Source organism: Paraburkholderia sp. TE9906 (genome assembly GCF_056279605.1).
In genome coordinates this window covers 1-18,980 of the sequence record NZ_JBWCCT010000032.1, presented here as the reverse complement: position 1 = coordinate 18,980, position 18,980 = coordinate 1, and the positions used below count along the sequence as shown (strand labels likewise).

Annotated in this window: 14 protein-coding genes and 2 pseudogenes; 8 read left to right on the top strand and 8 right to left on the bottom strand. The window is 63.1% G+C overall.

The genetic code is table 11. The annotated features are described in order from the left end of the window. The first annotated feature begins 149 nt into the window (after positions 1-149). Positions 150-1,517: an MFS transporter gene (locus ACZ9H4_RS36775; protein ID WP_476123149.1), complete on the top strand. Its 1,368-nt coding sequence runs from the start codon at positions 150-152 to the stop codon at positions 1,515-1,517. Between the two features lie 38 nt (positions 1,518-1,555). Here ACZ9H4_RS36775 and ACZ9H4_RS36770 read toward each other — a convergent pair. After that, a pseudogene (locus tag ACZ9H4_RS36770) lies at positions 1,556-1,984 on the bottom strand (DDE-type integrase/transposase/recombinase); the annotation flags it as partial. A 146-nt stretch (positions 1,985-2,130) separates the two neighbouring features. Next, a complete protein-coding gene (locus ACZ9H4_RS36765; protein WP_408158041.1) occupies positions 2,131-2,316 on the bottom strand; it encodes a hypothetical protein in 186 nt (61 codons plus the stop codon). Positions 2,317-2,905: 589 nt separating this feature from the next. Here ACZ9H4_RS36765 and ACZ9H4_RS36760 point away from each other — a divergent pair. Beyond that, positions 2,906-3,187 (top strand): annotated as a pseudogene (locus tag ACZ9H4_RS36760) (LysR substrate-binding domain-containing protein); the annotation flags it as partial. Between the two features lie 419 nt (positions 3,188-3,606). Beyond that, on the top strand, positions 3,607-4,365 hold the full coding sequence (locus ACZ9H4_RS36755) for an SDR family NAD(P)-dependent oxidoreductase (RefSeq protein ID WP_476123147.1): 759 nt from the start codon (positions 3,607-3,609) through the stop codon (positions 4,363-4,365). A gap of 28 nt (positions 4,366-4,393) precedes the next feature. On the opposite strand, the gene ACZ9H4_RS36750 is transcribed toward ACZ9H4_RS36755, so the two are convergent. After that, a complete protein-coding gene (locus ACZ9H4_RS36750; RefSeq protein WP_476123145.1) occupies positions 4,394-5,281 on the bottom strand; it encodes a LysR substrate-binding domain-containing protein in 888 nt (295 codons plus the stop codon). A gap of 291 nt (positions 5,282-5,572) precedes the next feature. Here ACZ9H4_RS36750 and ACZ9H4_RS36745 point away from each other — a divergent pair, with 291 nt between their 5' ends. Both ACZ9H4_RS36745 and ACZ9H4_RS36740 read left to right on the top strand, forming a co-directional pair. Next, positions 5,573-6,850, top strand: coding sequence for a ribulose-bisphosphate carboxylase large subunit family protein (locus ACZ9H4_RS36745; protein WP_408147348.1), 1,278 nt, complete (start codon positions 5,573-5,575; stop codon positions 6,848-6,850). A 6-nt stretch (positions 6,851-6,856) separates the two neighbouring features. Continuing rightward, positions 6,857-8,257, top strand: a complete 1,401-nt coding sequence (locus ACZ9H4_RS36740) for a four-carbon acid sugar kinase family protein (RefSeq protein WP_476123142.1) — start codon at positions 6,857-6,859, stop codon at positions 8,255-8,257. A 166-nt stretch (positions 8,258-8,423) separates the two neighbouring features. Here the strand turns inward: ACZ9H4_RS36740 and ACZ9H4_RS36735 are convergent, their stop codons facing one another. From ACZ9H4_RS36735 to ACZ9H4_RS36720, 4 genes are all read right to left on the bottom strand, one after another. Continuing rightward, positions 8,424-10,325, bottom strand: a complete 1,902-nt coding sequence (locus ACZ9H4_RS36735; RefSeq protein ID WP_408158039.1) for a TRAP transporter large permease — start codon at positions 10,323-10,325, stop codon at positions 8,424-8,426. Beyond that, the gene (locus tag ACZ9H4_RS36730) at positions 10,322-11,353 is read right to left on the bottom strand and encodes a TRAP transporter substrate-binding protein (RefSeq protein WP_476123140.1); all 1,032 of its coding nucleotides are present in this window, start codon (positions 11,351-11,353) and stop codon (positions 10,322-10,324) included. Before ACZ9H4_RS36730 ends, ACZ9H4_RS36735 begins: the two co-directional genes overlap by 4 nt. A gap of 136 nt (positions 11,354-11,489) precedes the next feature. Further along, entirely contained in the window at positions 11,490-12,602 is a 1,113-nt protein-coding gene (locus tag ACZ9H4_RS36725) for a zinc-binding dehydrogenase (protein WP_476123138.1), read from the bottom strand. 68 nt (positions 12,603-12,670) lie between these two features. Next, positions 12,671-14,116, bottom strand: coding sequence for an aldehyde dehydrogenase family protein (locus ACZ9H4_RS36720; RefSeq protein ID WP_476123136.1), 1,446 nt, complete (start codon positions 14,114-14,116; stop codon positions 12,671-12,673). Positions 14,117-14,283: 167 nt separating this feature from the next. Here ACZ9H4_RS36720 and ACZ9H4_RS36715 point away from each other — a divergent pair, with 167 nt between their 5' ends. From ACZ9H4_RS36715 to ACZ9H4_RS36705, 3 genes are all read left to right on the top strand, one after another. Beyond that, a complete protein-coding gene (locus ACZ9H4_RS36715) occupies positions 14,284-15,195 on the top strand; it encodes a LysR substrate-binding domain-containing protein (RefSeq protein ID WP_476123134.1) in 912 nt (303 codons plus the stop codon). Positions 15,196-15,349: 154 nt separating this feature from the next. Further along, positions 15,350-16,507 (top strand): CaiB/BaiF CoA transferase family protein, encoded by a 1,158-nt coding sequence (locus ACZ9H4_RS36710; RefSeq protein ID WP_408147334.1) that lies wholly within the window; start codon positions 15,350-15,352, stop codon positions 16,505-16,507. Continuing rightward, a complete protein-coding gene (locus tag ACZ9H4_RS36705) occupies positions 16,504-17,454 on the top strand; it encodes an HpcH/HpaI aldolase/citrate lyase family protein (protein WP_476123132.1) in 951 nt (316 codons plus the stop codon). The genes ACZ9H4_RS36710 and ACZ9H4_RS36705 overlap by 4 nt, the downstream gene beginning before the upstream one ends. A 73-nt stretch (positions 17,455-17,527) precedes the next feature. On the opposite strand, the gene ACZ9H4_RS36700 is transcribed toward ACZ9H4_RS36705, so the two are convergent. After that, the gene (locus tag ACZ9H4_RS36700) at positions 17,528-18,250 is read right to left on the bottom strand and encodes an SDR family NAD(P)-dependent oxidoreductase (RefSeq protein WP_408147370.1); all 723 of its coding nucleotides are present in this window, start codon (positions 18,248-18,250) and stop codon (positions 17,528-17,530) included. Positions 18,251-18,980 lie beyond the last annotated feature (730 nt).

The window sequence follows — 18,980 nt, the reverse complement described above, 5'->3', positions numbered from 1 at the left end:
AACGCTGCGCTGGCGAATTGCTGCCCACATCTCAAGGCGATTAAAGAGATGTCCGTATTGCTGTGTTACCTCAAATGTTTTGTGACACAGTAGTACTACCATCCCTGACTACCACCCACGCAGAGCGCAAGGCAGCTTCAGGCGAGCAGTTGCGTCGTGCTATCGTGACCGGGGCGATCGGCAGTGCGCTCGAGTACTACGACTTTGCGATCTACGGGCTGGCTTCCGCAATGGTGTTCAACCGTGTCTTTTTTCCGAGCCTCGGCACCACGGCAGGCCTGCTTGCCAGCTTCGCGACATTCGGTGCAGGCTTTCTCGCCCGGCCGCTTGGCGGTCTTTTCTTCGGCTCGCTCGGCGATCGTAAGGGACGCAAATTCGTGCTGCTTGCCACCGTCGCGCTGATGGGGGTGGCGACGACGCTGATCGGGGCATTGCCGACCGGCGCAATCGGCGCGGTGCTGCTGGTGGTATTGCGGCTGTTGCAAGGCTTCGGCGCAGGCGCGGAGCAAACCGGCGCAGCAACGTTGATGGCGGAAATGGCCCCTGTGAAACACCGCGGCTTCTTTGCCGCGCTGCCTTTCATCGGCATTTTCAGCGGGCTTACGCTGGCCACGTTTACATTCAACATCTTGCAGTCGACGCTCACTGAAACCGAGATGCTGGACTGGGGCTGGCGTTTGCCGTTTCTGGGCAGCATCGTGCTGATCGGCATGGCTATCTGGATTCGTCTGAGGCTCAAGGAAAGCCCTGTATTCGAGGAGCTCGCAGCCAGTCGCGAAGTGATCCAGGCGCCGATGCGGCTGATGCTCAAGTCGGGGCGCCGTCCGTTGATCGCAACGGCGCTGATGCGCCTCGGCGAAACGGGTGGATCGACGATTTACACCGCGGTGGCGATTGCCTATCTGTCCGGATTCGTCGCGGCCCAGCACCATCTTCCGCGCGGCGAACTCAGTGCGATCGGCACGCGCGCGGTGCTGCTTGCCAGCTTGCTGAGCATCTTCACCACGCCGCTTTTCGGCGCGTTGACCGACCGCATCGGACGCCTGCCGGTCTATCGGGTCGGCGCACTCTTTTCCGTCATCTGGGCCGTGCCGGCGTGGTGGATGATCGGCACTGGCAATCCGCTGTGGGTGACGGTTGCGCTTGTCGGCGGCTTTGCGTTTGGTGCGAACGCCATGCTCGGATCGCAATGCGCGCACTTCGCCGAACTCTTCGGCAACCGCTATCGCTATTCGGGCGTGGCGCTGTCGCGCGAAATCGGCGCACTGCTTGCCGGCGGCCTCGCACCCTTGCTGGGACTTTATCTTGTCGGCTTGTCCGGTGGACAGTTCTGGGTGATGGGCGTGTACATGGCGACGCTCGCGGTGCTGACATTCATCGGCACCCTGCTGTCAACTGAGACACGGGGACGTGACCTGACCGTGCTAGGCGATGCGATCGGCAAAGGGGCTCTGGTGCAAACAGCCGGTGAAGCCGAGACGGCTCCGATACATAAGGATGCCTTATTTATGGAGTAAGACAGTATTCCAGACGGTAGTCCGAGCGCGCGGAGATTGAACTGACTCTGGCGGATGCGATGCATCAACTCGATGCCTGAAATCGTGGTGTGCGCATACCTGAATCGTTTGAATCCGAGCATCGCGTTCGTTCTTGACTTGATGTTTCGATGATCCTGTTCGATCACGTTATTCAGATACTTCGAGGAGCGCACATGCGTCTTCTCAGGCAGCAGAGCGTCAGCGACCAACTCGCACACGGCCCGGTACGAGGCGGCATACCCATCGAGCGTGATCGTCTCCGGTGGCTGGCCCTGATGTTTGATGACCTCGGCCGCCCCCCGCAGGAAGTCCCCTTGGGGGATCATCCCGACCGGATCGCGCAGGCTGAGCTTGTAGCGAAGGTACCAGCGCACACACGGAACAATGATTTCCCGATCGAAATGCCGGCCATCAAACAACCCCTCCAGAGCCTTCCCCTTGCTCATCGCCCCTCGCCAGATTGATTGGATCGCTACTCTAACCGGTCCAATGAGCCTATTTTCACCAGAACCGCGCAGATAAAGTCACGGAAGCGAATTCAAAGAGGCCCCTCGTTGGCGGGGCCTTGAGCTACGAAAGCACCGTGTTTCTATTAGTACGTCACGGAAGCCCCACTGCCAGTAAAACTGTGCTGGGTAGGAGCGTCATTTGCATAGTCGGCAACGGCCTGGATGATGTTCACGATCTGTTGCGGCAACCTGCCGCCGCTGACGGCGGTCATTGCCGTACGATCCATCTCAACGGCTACGGGGAGGTCTTTGATTACCAGCGTGTTCATTTCGATTCTCCAAAAGTAAATTAGTCAGTCAGGAATGTCAGAGCTTGTTTTGAGGGTGTCGCCACTCCTCGATGAGGATCAAAGCAAAGTGCGCGCCAAACGGTGGCGCTGCGGTAAGCGATCGCACAACTAGTTGAAGATAGCGACCAGTGCGAATTCGTAGACAGACGCGCGCGCAGCGGCCGGTGGGTCGGATCCAACTCTCCGTCTGGCGCTGTGGGTTAGATCACGACACATGCGGTCCGCCTACGTATCCCGTGTCTGTACGATGTCCTCGAGGCTTGGAATCCGATCGAAGCCTGACGACAATGAGTCTGCCGCGGACAGTCTCGCTTTCCCGCCGGACTGCTATGGCCACCATGGTGCTGTGGCCTACGATGGCGAAACTGCGCTCAGGTTCCTTCGTACCGACGCTTTTGAAATCACTTTCCTTGACGAGAACCTAGCCGACATAAAAGGTAGTGCTGTCGCATGGTCGCTGAGGGAAACGCCGATTCGCTCCGCGGCTCTCCTCGTTTCAATGACGGGAGACGCTGTCGGTCAGGGAGACATTGCCCGGCTCTTCGAGCGCACTTTCAAGCATGGCGACGATATCGTGCTGCGTTGGGCACTCGACGGGCACGGATTATTGATCCGCTCGGAATGGGATCTGGCGAAATATGTTTAGAGCGGCCGGTTGAAACTCGTTTTGCCGGATACTCCGCTGCCGTCTGCGGACTTGCTTGTCTACTACCCCAGTCAGCGAAATCAGACAGCGCGCGCCCGGGCGTTCATCGATCTTCTGGTGGACCATTTTCAGGCGCCGTTCGTCCCGGTGGAGACGGGCGCGTTGATTTACGCGCAAAAGAAGAAGGTTGGGCGGAAGGCTTGAGGTTAATGACGGGTTTGAGTGCGATTGTTGGTGACGGGGTGTCTGACGGTCATTCGCGTGAGACTCTCGAATGACTCCTTCGTGGCGGTGACAGAGGCCAGCAGCTGTTCTACAAGATGCAGATGGCCGGAGGTTCAGTCTTCCCAGCTTAATTTCGCGCCGAGTGATGATCGACAAATTCATCGCGTACTGCTTGATCAGAATAGCGGCTCCGTCGGTATGAAGATGAACCGATGTAACGCGTCCCCTGCGCGCCGCCCCGCCCGTCTCTTGTGACTTTTTCTCCGCGCCCGCGGAGATGTTTTCGTTTGATGGCGCAAGGCCAGCGGCTTATATTTTTATTGAGCCGGCGCATCGTCGCCGTTTCTTCCCGCCGGGACGGCTGCAACGTCCATCAGACAAACACCACGATCACAACAATGACGAACGAGACACCCGTTGCAATCATCACCGGTGCGGCCAGCGGCATCGGCCAGTCCACTGCCCAACTGTTCGCGAGCCGCGGCTATCGGGTCGCCATCGCCGATCTTCGCGGACCGGCCGCGCTTGACACCGCTGAAGCGATCCGCACGAGCGGCTTCGAAGCAATGCCCGTGACGGTCGACGTCGCTGACGAAACCAGTGTGAAAGCTATGGTCGAAGCGGTCGTCAAGCGATGGGGACGGCTAGACGTGCTGGTCAACAGCGCGGGACTCGAAAGCGCGAAGCCCTTTCTCGACATCACGCCGGAAGAGTTCCGCCGCGTGGTCGAGGTGAACACGACGGGCACGTGGCTGTGCTGCCAGGAAGCGATTCGTCAGATGCTGACGCAAAAAAGCGGCTCGATCGTCAATCTCAGTTCGATCGCGGGCATCAAGGGCGGCGGCATGCTCGGCACCGCTGCATACGCGACGTCGAAGGGTGCCATCCTCGCGATGACCAAATCGCTCGCGCGCGAATTCGCCAAGTCGGGCATTCGCGTGAACGCGGTCGCGCCGGCGTTCACGCTGACCGATTTCGTGCGCCGCCAGCTGGCGACCAAGCCGGAAGGATTCATCGATTCGATCTACGCCGTCACGCCCATGGGCCGTGGCGCGCAACCGGAGGAAATCGCTGAAGTAGTGGCGTTCCTCGCGTCGCCGCAGGCATCGTTCGTGACGGGCGGTGTCTATAACGCGGACGGCGGCACGGCAATGTAAGTCTCACGGCGAGGCCGCAGCTGCCGCGTCATGCGGCCCTGCCTTCGGTGCGCAACAGTTCTTCGCTGAGCCAGCCGACGAGCGCAACAGACTGCGGGCGCGCTTCCAGATGCGGCGCCACCCACAGCACGAGCTTGCGTGGCCCCTTCTCGAAGCCAAACGGAGCGACCAGCGCGCCGGAATCCAGTTCGTCGCGCACCAGGATGCGCGGCACCGCCGCCACGCCGAGACCACATTTCGCGGCCTGGATCAGCAGATAGAAATGCTCGAACGACTCCGCGACGGCCGGACGGCACGCGGGCGACAGGCGGCTCGCCTCGTACCAGTTGTCCCACGCGGCGGGGCGTGTGGCGGTGGCGAGCAAGCGCGCGCGTTCGAGATCGTCGGCAGTAGTGATGCGCGTCGTGCGCATGTACTCGGGCGAGCAGACCACGCCGATCCACTCGTCGACGAGCGGCTTCGGCTCGACATCCTTCGGCGGCTTGATGGTGGACAGCCGGATCGCCACGCTGATGTTGTCGCGCGCGAAGTCGATTTCGCCATAGCCCGTGTGAAAGCCGATCTCCAGTTGCGGCTCCTTGCGATGCAGCCTCGACAGGCGGGGCAAAAGCCAGTACATCATGATGGACGCCGAGCACGACAGCGTGAGCGGCCCGGGCCGCACCTGATCGATGCTCGCCTGAATCAGGTTGAACGCGCGGGACAGGCCTTCGGCGAGTCGCGCGCCTTCCGGTGTCGGCTCGGTGGCGTGAGCATTGCGCAACAGCAGCAGCACGCCAAAATTGTCTTCGAGCGAGCGGATGTGACGGCTGATCGCGCCGTGCGTGACGGACAGTTCGGACGCCGCTTCGCCGAAACTGCGCAGCCGCGCGGTGGCTTCGAACGCGCGCAACGCATTGAGTGAAGGACGGGGCACGCGCAGATTTCCTCGCAGAGGGAGCGCTCGCGCCAGCTGGTACGCGCCGGCGCGGCAGGATTGCCAAATCGGGATTTCAGGCCAAAAGGCGCGACGGCTATTGTGAGTTTTTCGCATCGCGCGCGGAAATCATATCGTTTGTAGCTTTTGAGCGTCAATCTTATAGTCGCTCGGAAACAAGCATGCAGAAGCGCTCTCGTCGCATTCGCGTGCGCGCCCAAAAAGTGGACGTACGGAGATAAACGGCGCACTCCATTCCGTTCGCGCCAGCCGCAAGGTGAAACCTATAACATGTCCAGGAACATTCGTCCCCGCGCGGATTTCACAGCGCGTTACTTCGTGGAAAGCTCGGTGCCGCTTGCCAAAGCGGCCGAAGTCATCGCCGGTGAACAGTCGAGCGGCACGTTTCTCGCGCTGCCCGGCGAAACCGACGAACTGAAGGAACGCGCCCGCGCCCGCGTGGTGCGGGTCGATTCATTCCCGCCGGTGCTGGAGCCTTCGCTGCGAAGCGCGTTCGTCGAGCGCCGCGAACCTGCGCCGCTCTACTATCGTGGTGAAATCGAAATCGCCTTTCCGGTCGACAACGTGGGCGCGAACCTGCCCCAGTTGCTCTCGACCATCGCGGGCAATCTGTTCGAGTTGGGCGAAATCACCGGCCTCAGGCTGCTCGATATCGACCTGCCCGACGACTACGCGGCGCGTTTTCCAGGCCCCGCGTTCGGCATCGAAGGCACGCGGCGCGTGACCGGCGTGCACGGCCGTCCACTGATCGGCACGATCGTCAAGCCAAGTATTGGGCTGTTGCCGGAGCAGACCGCGCAGATCGTCGATGATCTCTGCGCCGCCGACATCGACTTCATCAAGGATGACGAACTGCTCGGCGATCCGTCATATGCGAGCTTCGACGCGCGTCTCGCAGCCGTGATGCCGGTGCTGCATCGCCACGCCGATCGCATGGGCCGCATGCCGATGTACGCAATCAACATTTCCGGCACCATCGACGAGATGCGGCGCCGTCACGACCAGGTGCTCGCTGCCGGCGGCACCTGCATCATGGTGTGCGTGAACTGGGTCGGCTTCGCGGGCGTCGAGCATATGCGCCGTCATTCGGAATTGCCGCTGCACGGCCACCGAAACGGCTGGGGCGCACTCACGCGCTGCCCGCAGCTCGGCTTTTCGTTCTCCGCGTATCAGAAGCTTTGGCGGCTCGCGGGCATCGACCATCTGCATGTGAACGGCGTGCGCGGCAAGTTCTGGGAGCCGGATGCATCGGTGATCGATTCCGCGCGTTCGTGTCTCGCGCCGTTTGCGGGCGTGCAGCCGCTGATGCCGGTGTTCTCGTCGGGACAATGGGCATCGCAGGCGCCAGATCTGTACAACTCGCTCGGCTCGGTCGATCTGATGCATCTCGCGGGCGGCGGCATCATCGGACATCCGCAGGGCATTCCGGCGGGCGTCGCGAGCATGCGCGAAGGCTGGGAAGCGGCGACGGAAGACATCGACCTCAACACGTACGCGCAGACGCACCCCGCGCTGCGCGCCGCGCTGTCCCACTTCAAGGCGATCTGAGCGACGATGAGCGAAGCCAATCATCCGACGTTGCGACTTGCCTTCTATGGCGACGATTTCACCGGTTCCACCGACGCACTCGAAGTGCTGGCCTTCGCGGGACTGCGCTGCGCTCTGTTTCTGAAACCACCGACGCGCGAACAGCTCGCGGCGCTCGGTGGATTCGACGCGATCGGCGTGGCGGGCGACAGCCGCGCAATGACGCCCGCCGAGATGGAGCCGGCGCTGCCGCCGGTGTTTGCGGCGCTGTGTGCGCTCAACGCGCCCATCATCCACTATAAGGTCTGCTCAACGTTCGATAGCGCGCCGCATATCGGCAGCATTGGGCGCGTGATGGAAATCGCGCGCAAAGGCTTTGGCCCACGCACCATTCCGATCGTCGCGGGCACGCCGGCGCTGAAACGCTATTGCACGTTCGGCAACCTGTTCGCGCGCTCGGCCACGGACGGCAAGATCTATCGCATCGATCGTCATCCGATCATGAGCGTGCATCCGGTCACGCCGATGGACGAAGGCGATCTCCTGCGCCACTTCGCGCGGCAGACGGACTTGCCGCTGGATGGCTTCTTCCTGCCGAATTTCGATGATGGCCGCGAGGTGCTCGATCGCGCGTGGCAGGCGGCGCTCGACGCCGCGCCCGCCGGTCTGCTGCTGGATACCGCGACGCCCGCGCATCTGACCGAAGTCGGGCGGCTGCTTGAAGGCTATGCGAAGGCCCTCGGTCCGGTGTTCGCGGTCGGCTCGTCCGGACTGGAATACGCGATGACGCAATGGTGGGCCGAGCAAGGCACGCTGCCCGCGATCAAGCGTTCGTTCGACCGCATCGAGCCGGCCGCGCCGATTCTCGCGATATCGGGCAGCGCATCGCCGTTGTCGGCGGCGCAGATCGATGCGGCGATCGCAGCGGGTTTCGCGGACATCGCGATCGATGCCCGCGCGCTGATCGACAACCGCGAGGGCGCACGCGCATTCGACCACATCGTGAATCGCGCGCTCGACGCGTTTCGCGATGGCCGCAGCGTGATCATGCACACGGCGCGCGGGCCGCGCGATCCGCGCATCGGCGAGATGCTGGACGCACTCGTGGCGCAAGGCATGACCCGCGACGATGCGCGTCATCGTGGTGGCCGCGCGCTCGGGCAGCAGCTCGGCGCGATCGCGGATGCCGTGCTGAAGGCCCAGCCGTTGCGTCGTCTGATTCTGTCGGGCGGCGATACGTCGAGTCAGGTCACGCAGGTGCTCGGCCCGGATGCGCTCGAAATCGACACGCGCCTGACGCCGGGGGCGCCGCTGTGTCGCGTGATCTCCGACAAGCCGCATCTGCGTGAACTCCAGGTGGCACTGAAGGGCGGGCAGATGGGCGATGCGGGATTCTTCGTCAATGCGCGGGGCGGGAATGTCGCGTGATGCTCGCTGATTGACGCAGACGTTCGCGGGCGGCAAGCGAACGGAAGGTTCGACACGAGCTCGCGAACCCGCGTAAGAAAAAAACTGCGATGCCCCAAGCATCGCCGCCCCCAAGTGCCCAGGTCTACCGCTTAACCTTGACTCAACCCGTCGAAAAGCTCGAGCCTCATGACTTCAGGAATCCGATAGAAATCCACGGCACCGCCGCAATCACGATGATGCCGAAGAACAACGCGATCATATAGCCGATGATCGGCCGGATGCCTTCGTCCGGATGGATCTTGCTGACCGCGCAGGCGCCGTAATAGCCGACGCCGAACGGCGGCGAGAACAGGCCCATACCCATCGACAGAATCACGACCATCGCGTACTGCACTTCGTGGATGCCCACGTCGCGCGCGATCGGAAACAGCAGCGGCCCGAACAGCACGATCGCCGGAATGCCTTCCAGCACGCTGCCCAGCAGTACGAACATCATCACCGACACGGCCATGAAGCTCACCGCGCCGCCCGGCAGATGTTCCATGAATGACGCCAGGCTATGCGAGAAGCCCGATTGCGTGAGCGCCCAGGCCATCGACGTCGCCGTGCCGATGATGATCAAAATCGCGCCCGACAGTGCCGCCGTCTCGACCAGCATCGGCGAAATGCGCTTCCAGTCGAACTTGCGATAGATGAGCAAGCCCGCGATCAGCGAATAGACGATGCCGACCGTCGACACTTCCGTCGCTGTCGCCACGCCCTCGACCACCGCGAAGCGGATCACCACCGGCAACGCCAGCGCGGGAATCGAGATCACCAGCAGCTTCGCGATTTCCGACCCCGGCGCACGTTTGGCCGACACCGGGTCGGTGCCGCGCGCGCGCCACCATACCAGCACGCACAGCGCCAGCGCGAGCACGAGACCCGGCAGCAGACCGCCCGTGAAGAGCGCCGAGATCGACACGCCGGTCACCGAGCCGATCGTGATCAGCACAATGGAAGGCGGCACGGTTTCCGTCTGCGCGCCCGTCGCCGACAGCAGCGCGACGAGTTCGCCCGGCTTCTCGCCGCGCTTCTTCATCTCGGGAAACAGGATTGGCGCGACGGCGGCCATGTCGGCGGCCTTCGAGCCGGAAATGCCCGAGATCAGATACATCGCGCCGACCAGCACGTACGACAAACCGCCGCGCACGTGACCGAGCAGCGACGCCAGGAAGTTGATCATCGCGCGCGCCATGCCCGTCATTTCGATCAGCAGGCCCAGGAAAATGAACATCGGCACGGCGAGCAGCATAAGCTGCGACATGCCTTCGTCCATCCGGCTCACGACGATTTCCAGTGGCATCGACGTGGACAACGACAGATACGAAAACACCGCCAGCCCGAACGAGAACGCGATCGGCATGCCGGACAGCACGGTGAAGCCGACCACGCCGACGAAGAAGATCAGCAGATTGAGGTTACCAAGCGATTTAAGCGCCGGACCGGCCGTGTGGAGGCCGGCGACGACCGCCGCGACCACCACGATGCCAATGATCGCCTGCCTCCAGCCCAGCGCCAGAAGTTTGACGACCGACATCAGCAGCATGACCGCCACGCCGTAGACGATCGCCGCGACACGCAGCGCGTCGTTGATCTCCAGCGCCGGCGTGACGATCCCCCATTGTTGGTTGATGTACGCGTATACCGGCGCCGCGATCAGCCCGAGAAAGAGCAGGCTGGCGACCAGCGAGACGGTGTCCCAGATCGCCCTCCACTCCTTGCCCGCACGATTGACGATCGCCGTCATCCGCATGTGCGTGCCGCGATGCAGCGCCGTCGCGGCGCCCGTCATCGCGAGCCACAGGAACAGGATGCCCGCGAGTTCATCACCCCACACCAGCGGGCGGTGAAACACGTAGCGGGCCATGACGCCGCTGAAGAGCAGCACGATCTCAGCCAGCACGAGCATGGCCGCGGGCACGGACACGATCAGCCCGAGCACGCGGTCGGCGAGCGCAAGCCGCGACGGACTGGAAGAGGCGCCCGGCACGGCGTTGCCGTCGTGCGCCCCTTGCGGGAAATCCTCAGCGATCTGCGTTCTCATGCCAGTTTCCCGGTGAACTTCTCGAGCAGCGCCCATTCCTCTTCGCCGAAAAACTGCTTCTGTTCGGCGTAGAAGCCCCCTTTCTGCAGCACTTCGCGGAAGCCGCTCATATCGGGCATATTGAACTGCAGGCTCTTGCTTTCCAGCGACTGCTGCAGCGACGCGTTGAGCTTCGCCACGTCCTGGCGTTGCAGCATCGCGTAGGCGTTCAAATGCTTCGAGACGACGTCGCGGACGTTCGCCGGCAGCTTCTCCCACGCCGAGCGATTGCCGAGGAACCAGAAACCGTCCCACATGTGGCTAGTCATCGAGCAGTACTTCTGCACTTCATAAAGCTTGGCCGTGTCGACCACCGCGAGCGCGTTTTCCTGACCTTCCACAACCTTGGTCTGCAGCGACGAATACACTTCGTTGAAGCTGATCGAAGCCGGCGCGGCCGACAGCGCACGGAACAGCGCGATCCACAGACGGCCCGGCGGGACGCGGATCTTCATGCCCTGCAGGTCGCCGGGCGTCTTGATCGGCCTGGAGCTGGTCGTGATCTGGCGAAAGCCGTTGTCCCACACCTTGTCCTGCACCACGAGACCGGCCTTGGTAATGAGGCCGCGTAGATGCGTGCCGAGTTCGCCGTCGAGCGCGCCGAACACCTGACTGTAGTCCTTGAACGCGAAGCCCACGCCGGTGATCGCCGTCTTGGGAACAAGCGATGAGAGGGCGTTCGCGCCAGACAACGTGAAGAACTCCAGCGCACCGGCGCGCAGTTGCGCGAACATGTCGGGGTCGCCGCCGAGCTGGTTGTTCGCGAACACGCGAATTTCCATGCGGCCATCGGTCTCCTTCTTGATGGCATCGGCGGCTTGCTGGATCCGCACGTTCAGAGGATGCGACGCCGGCAGGTCGGTACCGACCTTGTAGCTGATTTCCGCCGCCTGCGCGCGTCTGATCCACGGCGCGCCCATCATGCCCGAGGCGGCGGCCGCCACAGTCCCAGCGCCCGTAATGAGGAAGCTTCGACGATCGATTTTCATGCTTTGTCTCCTGACTATTTAGTCTGCCATGCATCGTTCCGGCGAAGGGTGCGCGGAAAAGGGCTTCTTTTTTAAAGGTCGCCGGAGCGAGCCGGCGGACGTGCAACGGTGCCGCTGCGAGAGACTGGCCTGCTCCTTAGTCGATTGTGATGACGGGCTTCACTTCCTCCAGGTTCTTCATGCGCTGCATCGCGATATTGACCTGATCCAGTGTGTAGCGGCCCGTGATCATCGCGTCGAACGGGAAGTCGTGCTGGTGCCTCTCGAGGAACTGGAGCGCGAGCGAGTAGCTGCGCGCATCGCCCGAGAACGAGCCGAACACCTGCAGGTTCTTCTTGACGATCATCGAAGGCGCGATCGTCGTAGAGGCTTCGCCCAGTTGACCGACCACCAGATAGCGGCCGCCCTTGCGCGCGAGCGCGAGACCTTCCGCGAACGCCGCCGGCACGCCGGTAAATTCCATCACGATGTCCGCGCCACGGCCTTCGGTCTGTGCGAGCACCGCATCCAGACGCTCCGTCGCGGTCGTGCTTTCGACCGGAATGCAGACGTCAGCGCCGAAACGCTCGGCCATCTGCAGTCGCGCCGACGGCGATCCGATCACGATGATCTTCCTGGCACCGCGCACGCGCGCGTTCGCGGTCGCGAGCAGGCCGAGCGGACCGGCACCCTGAATCAGCACGGTTTCAGTCGGCTCGATTTCGCCGATTTGCGAGAACGCGTTCATTACCGAGCGCAGTGCGCAACTGGAGAGGCTCGCGAGTTCGTTCGGCACCGAATCCGGCACGCGCAGACGGCCTGCCTGCGGCAGGATATAGCCGTATTGCGAGAAACCGCCGAGCAGATACGGCGCTTCCTCGATGTTCTCGTACATGTACGCACGGCGGTTCGTGCAGAGCGTCGGCTTGCGCGCGGTCGTGCAGAAGAAGCAGCCGCCGCACGATGTGTGCGTGTACACGACGCGGTCGCCCACCTTGAGCGGCGTGCCGACGGAGTCGGTCGTGACGCCCGCGCCCGCGCGCACCACTCGGCCCACCATCTCGTGACCGACGATCACCGGCAGATTCACTTTCAGCGACAGCGAGCCTTGCCACAGATGGACGTCCGTGCCGCAGATCGACGACATTTCAAGCTTGACGAGCGCGGCGAAAGTTTCGACGTCGTGCGGAATCGGCACTTCCTCGATAGCGAGCGGCGCCTTGAATTCACGCAGCACGGCTGCGCGGGAAAACTCGGGAACGGCGGTCATGCGATGTTGTCTCCTCTGGCTTGTAATCGATAGCGCGGAGCCCGCGTGTGACGCGGGCCCTCTCTCCTTTAGCCGTGCTTCAACACGACTGTCTTCGCGACGGTGTATTCCTTGAGCGCCTCAAGACCCTTTTCGCGACCGTGACCGCTACGCTTCACGCCACCGAACGGCAGTTCGATGCCGCCGCCCGCGCCATAGTTGTTGACGAACACCTGGCCCACGCGAAGCTTCTTGGCGACGCGCATCTGGCGCGCGCCGTTCTCCGTCCATAGGCCGGCGACGAGGCCATACGCGGTACCGTTGGCGATCGCAATGGCTTCGGCTTCGTCTTCGAACGGGATGGCGGCGAGTACCGGGCCGAACACTTCGTCCTGCGCCAGTTCGTGCTCCACCGGCACCGGTCCGAACAGCGTCGGTGTGACGAAGTAACCGGTCGCGACCGCGCTCTCGTCGAGCCTGCCCTGGGCGATCACGTTGATGCCGTCGTTGGTCGCGCGCTCGATGAAGCCCTTCACCTTGACCTGCTGCGTGCTGTTGATCACCGGCCCGCACTGGAGGTCCGCCGCAGGCGCGCCGACGCGCACGTCGGTCATCTTCACCATGAGCACGGCGACGAAGCGGTCATAGATCGAGCGCTGGATCAGCACGCGGCTGCCCGCCGAGCACGTCTGCCCCGCGTTCTGCGTGATGACGCCGACGATGGTCCTGGCGGCAGCTTCGAAATCGGCGTCCTCGAACACGATCTGTGGCGACTTGCCGCCGAGTTCCAGCACGCACGGCACGTGGTTCTTCGCGGCCGCCGTCTGGATCAGCGTGCCGACTTCGGGCGAACCGGTGAACGACAGGAAATCGACATCCGTATGCTGCGACAGCGCCGCGCCCGCTTCCTCACCCAGACCGGTGACGAGGTTGATGACGCCGGCCGGCAAGCCCGCTTCGTGCGCGAGCGCGGTAAGGCGCGCACAGCTCATGCTGGCGTCCTCGGCGGGCTTCAGCACGACGGTGTTGCCGGTTGCAAGCGCCGGACCGATGGTGCGGCCGAACATCGACGCCGGATAGTTCCAGGGGATGATCAGACCACACACGCCGCGCGCTTCGCGCTGCACGGTGACCTGATAGCCGTCGAGGAACGGCAACACATCGCCAAGCACCTTGTCGGCGGCGCCGGCGTAGAACTCGAAATAGCGCGCGGTCGCCTTGATGTCCGTGCGCGCCTGCGTGATCGGCTTCCCGGTGTCGCGTGCCTCGAGTTGCGCGAGTTCCTCGACGTTGTCGAGGATCAGCGCGGATAGCTTGCTCATGATGCGGCCGCGCTCGAAGCCGGCCATCGTGCTCCACGGACCGCTCAGCGCGGCGCGCGCGGCAGCAACGGCACGCTCGACTTCGGCCTTGCCGCCCCGCGAGATCGCTGCGAATACTTCGCCGTCGATCGGCGAGCGAACTTCCAGCGATGCCTGCGATTGCGCGCCGCTCCACTCGCCGGCGATGAAAATGGTTTTAGCCTCCGTAGGCATGCCTGTCTCCTGTTCGATGTAGCGGTTATCGGTCAATTCCGCTTAGGTGAAAAAAAGTATATGGACATCGCCAGCGCCGCTACAAATACGAATTGGCAATATTGGGTATAATCCTTTCCTATGGCCTGCGGTTGTGCTCATAGCCGCACATATAGGAGATAAAACGCATGGACATCCGCCAGATGCGCTATTTCGTGGCCTGCGTCGATGCGGGCAGCCTGTCCAAAGCGGCGCTCGCGCTGTCCATCTCGCAGCCTTCGCTGTCGCAGCAGATTTCCGAAATGGAAGGCAATCTCGGCGTGCCGCTGCTTCTGCGCAGTTACTCCGGCGTCGCGCCGACCGAAGCGGGCACCACCTTCTACCGGCACGCCCAATCCATCATCAAGCAGTTCGCGCAGATGCGCGCGGACGTCAAACGCGGCGAGCACACGCTCTCCGGGCAGGTCGCGATCGGTTTGCCGACGAGCGTGTCCTCGATGCTCGCGGTACCCCTGTTCGAGCGCATACGCTCGCGATATCCCGGCATACAGTTGCAGATCTTCGAGAGCATGAGCGGCTATCTCAACGAACTGCTCGCCAACGGACGGCTCGACATCGCCGTGCTGTTCCGCGAAACGGAAACGCGCGGCGTCACGGTCATTCCACTCTTCAACGAGCGCCTCGCCGTGCACGGCGCGGCGTGGGTCGGCAAACCACGCGGGAAAACCGTACCTCTGGAAATGCTCTCCGACGTGCCACTGGTGCTGCCCGGCAAGTCGCACGGCCTGCGTCTGCTGGTCGAGCGCGCGTTCGAAAGCGCGGGACTGAGCCTCAACGTCGTCGCCGATATCGACTCGCTGCCGACCATGCTCGAAATCGCGCGCCGCGGCGAAGCGGCCACGATCCTCTCCGGCTTTCCCGACCGCGGCAAATCGAAGGACACACTGGCGCGCTACATCGTCAGCCCGACGCTGGAGCGCTCGGTCGCACTGTGCCGTCTCAACGCCGTGCCGCAGACCGCGGCGTCCCGAGCGGTGCAGGACTGCATGCGCGAACTCGTCGCCGAGATGGCACCGACGCTCGGCTCGTCGCCGGCGTGAGGCCGCATTCATCACGTGAACGGAGACTCTATTAGTCACGCCTATATCCCATAGTTCCAAACAGTATTTCCTCCTGACGCGCGGTCGGCGCTACGATTTTCGCGAAGCGGCTCAACACGCCGTTATCGTGACCCGCACAATCAGGAGACAAAGCATGTCGCTTCCGCTTTCGGGCATCACCGTCGTATCGCTCGAACAAGCCATCGCCGCGCCACTCGCGTCCCGTCATCTGGCCGACTGGGGCGCACGCATCATCAAGATCGAACGTCCCGACAAGGGCGATTTCTGCCGCGACTACGACACCGTCATGAACGGCATGTCGAGCCAGTTCGTCTGGACCAACCGTTCAAAGGAAAGCGTCACGCTCGACATCAAAAGTCCCGAAGGCGCGGAAGCGCTCTTCGCGCTACTCGAGACCACCGATGTATTCCTGCAGAACCTCGCGCCCGGCGCCGCCGCCAGGCTCGGCCTGGACGCCAAGGCGCTCGTCGAGCGCTTCCCACGCCTGATTGCCGTCGATATTTCCGGCTACGGCAGCGGCGGACCGTACAGCAAGAAGAAGGCCTACGACCTGCTCGTGCAGTGCGAATCTGGCTTTCTCGACATCAACGGCAGCGAAGCCGAGCCGGCCAAATGCGGCCTCGCGATTGCCGACATTGCCACCGGCATGTACGCGCTGAACGGCATCCTTATGGCGCTGTACAGCCGCGAGCGCACCGGCCGCGGCACCGCATTCGAGGTCTCGCTGTTCGATTCGATGACCGAATGGATGAGCTACCCCGCGTACTACGTGAGCGGCAGCGGCAAGCCACTCAAGCGCAACGGCATGCGCCACGCGACCATCGCGCCGTACGGACCGTTCCGAACCGGCGACGGCCGCAGCATCTTCTTCGGCATCCAGAACGAGCGCGAATGGGTGTCGTTCTGCCATGTCGTGCTCGGTGACAGGAGTATCGCCGTCGATCCGCGCTTCAGCAGCAATCCGCAGCGTCTCGCCCATCGCGACGCGCTCGAAGCGCTCATCGAAGCGCGCTTCGCCGACTGGACCAGCGACGACGTACTCGCGCGCCTCGACAGCGCCGCGATCGCCAACGCGCGCATGAATTCGGTCGAAGAGTTCGTTGATCATCCGCAAGTCCATGCCCGCCAGCGCACGCGCGAAGTCGATTCGCCGACCGGTCCGCTGACCATGTTCGTGCCGGCCATCACCATTCCGGGCGTCGAGCCGGTGATGATGCCGATTCCCGCCGTTGGCGAGCACACGCAACGCGTGCTCGACGAACTGAGCCTGAAGAAGCGGAGCGCTGCATGAGCCGGGCCGACGACTATCGCCTGACGCGCACCGTACTCGCGGTGCCGGCCAACCGCCGGCGCCACGTCGAATCGGCGGCCCGCTCCACCGCAGACGCGGTGTTCCTCGATCTTGAGGACGCCGTACCCGAATCCGAAAAAGCCGACGCGCTGCACGGCGCGGTCAGCGCGCTGCAAGAGCTGGACTGGGGCAACAAGACTGTACTGGTGCGCGTGAATGCTTATGGCAGCCGCACCGTCGAGGACGAGATCAGGACGCTCAGCCCGCTTGCGCGGCTCGATTCGCTCATCGTGCCGAAGGCCGAGCGTCCCACGCATATCGAAGACATCACGCGCATGATCGACGCCGCAGAAGGCACCGCGCGCCGCGCGCCCCTCACGCTGGATCTGCTGATCGAAACCGCGCTCGGCCTCGTCATGGTCGATCGTCTCGCGCAGAGCAGCGCGCGCATCACGGCTCTGCATCTGGGCGTCGGCGATTTCGCCGGATCGATCGGCGCACGCAGCGCGGAAATCGGCGGCTCGCCGGACGGCTATCGCCAGACCGTGCCCGGGGCTGAAGGCCGTTACTTCGAAACGCCGCTCGATCTGTTCGCCTATCCGATGATGCGTGTACTGGTCGCGGCGCGCGCGTTCGGTCTGCGCGCGATCGATGGACCGTGCGGTGCATACCGCGATGCGACGCTCACGCGCGCATGGGCGGAAAAGGCGGCGGCTCTCGGTTTCGACGGCAAGCAAGTGATTCACCCCTCGCAGATTGATGCAACACGCGATGCGTTCACACCTTCGGCACAAAACCTTGCTTTCGCGACCCGCGTCGTCGAGGCGATGCGGCAGGCGGAAAGCGAAGGACGCGGCGCCGTGGCCGTCGATGGAAAGATGATCGACTACGCGAATCTGCGTATGGCTCAGCGCATTCTTATGCTCGGCGCGGCGGACCGTCGCTGAGCAGAACGCCGTCTGGAATTTCGTGGTTCCGGACGGCTTTTTCATTGCATCTCTACTCAGGTGTCGGCGCGTGTCAGACTGCGCCCGCGCCCCACGACAGGAAGCCGCCATCGACCGGTAGCACCACGCCGTTCGTGTAGGCCGCTTCGTCGGAGGCGAGATAGCAGATCGCGGCGGCGATTTCCGATGTCGTACCGTAGCGCCTCATCGGAATGGCGCGCGAATATTCCTCGCGGAATTTGTCGCTGTGCAGGACCTTGGTCATCGGCGTATCGACGGGACCCGGCGCGACCGCGTTGGCGGTGATGCCGTAATCGCACAGTTCGACGGCCATCTGACGCGTCAGCGCGATCACCGCGCCTTTCGACGTGCCGTAAGCAGTGCGGCCCCGGCCGACCGCGCGCATGCCCGCCACCGACGCGATATTGACGATGCGTCCCCAGCGGCGCTCCATCATCATGCGCGCGGCGTATTGCGCGCACAGCAGCGTGCCGGTGACATTGACATTCATCGTGGTGAGAAAGGCATCGAGCGGATAGTCGATGAACGGCACCAGCTTGGCGATGCCCGCGCCGTTGACGAGCACGTCGCAACGGCCGTGTTCCTTCGCGATCGTCGAGAACGCGGCCGCGATCGATTCCGGCTTGCCCACGTCCATCTGCACCGCGGATACCGACAGTTCCTGCGCGGACAGGCGTGCGGCCGTGTCATCGGCGCTTTCTTTGTTGAGGTCGGCCAGCACGACGTGATAACCGCGTTTGCCCAGTCGCTCCGCCGCTTCCGCGCCAATGCCCATCGCGCCGCCGGTCACGACTGCGACGCGGCCGGTCGCGCCGACTTCGATCGTCTTCTCCACTTTGTCTCCAGATTTTTTGGGTCAGAACCCGAGTTTGCCGGATTCGCCGCCAGTGCCGGCGCCTATAGGCTGCCGCCTATGGCTCACGGCTCAGGCACGATCCCATTATCGGAGACGTACAGGGGACGCTCAATGGATATTAATGCAGCGTATTGTGAGTAAAGATCACTGTAGCGTCGTGCGATACGCGCGCGGTGAGATGCCATCCCGGGCGCGCCGACGGCGTTCTGAATGAGCGGATTGGGCGTTCACTGCGTGCGCGCGTCCATGCAGTGGCGGCATTCAATAACGGCGAGGCAATGACGGATGCGACGATTAACGGAATCGGTATCGCGCAATTACCGGTGTTTCACGCGCGGCCGCGTCGCGGCACAGCACTTCATCGAAGAGGGCGCCTTCGTCTTCATCTTCGGCCACCGACAAGAAGCGCTCGACGCCGGCAACGACTACACAGGGCCTTGACGCATCGTGCAATCAAACGTCCTACCGATTCTTTCTCCCCCTCGTCGAAGCCGCGCTTAGTGACGGTGCCACAGCGCGACTTCGTTTCATGAAGAGCGCTTTTCGAACCGCATAATGAATGGCCCGTGCGTCATTTCAGATGTGCACGTGCGAAGTCGATAAAAGCACGCAGCTTGCGTGGCATGCCGCCAGGATTGTAGTAATAGAG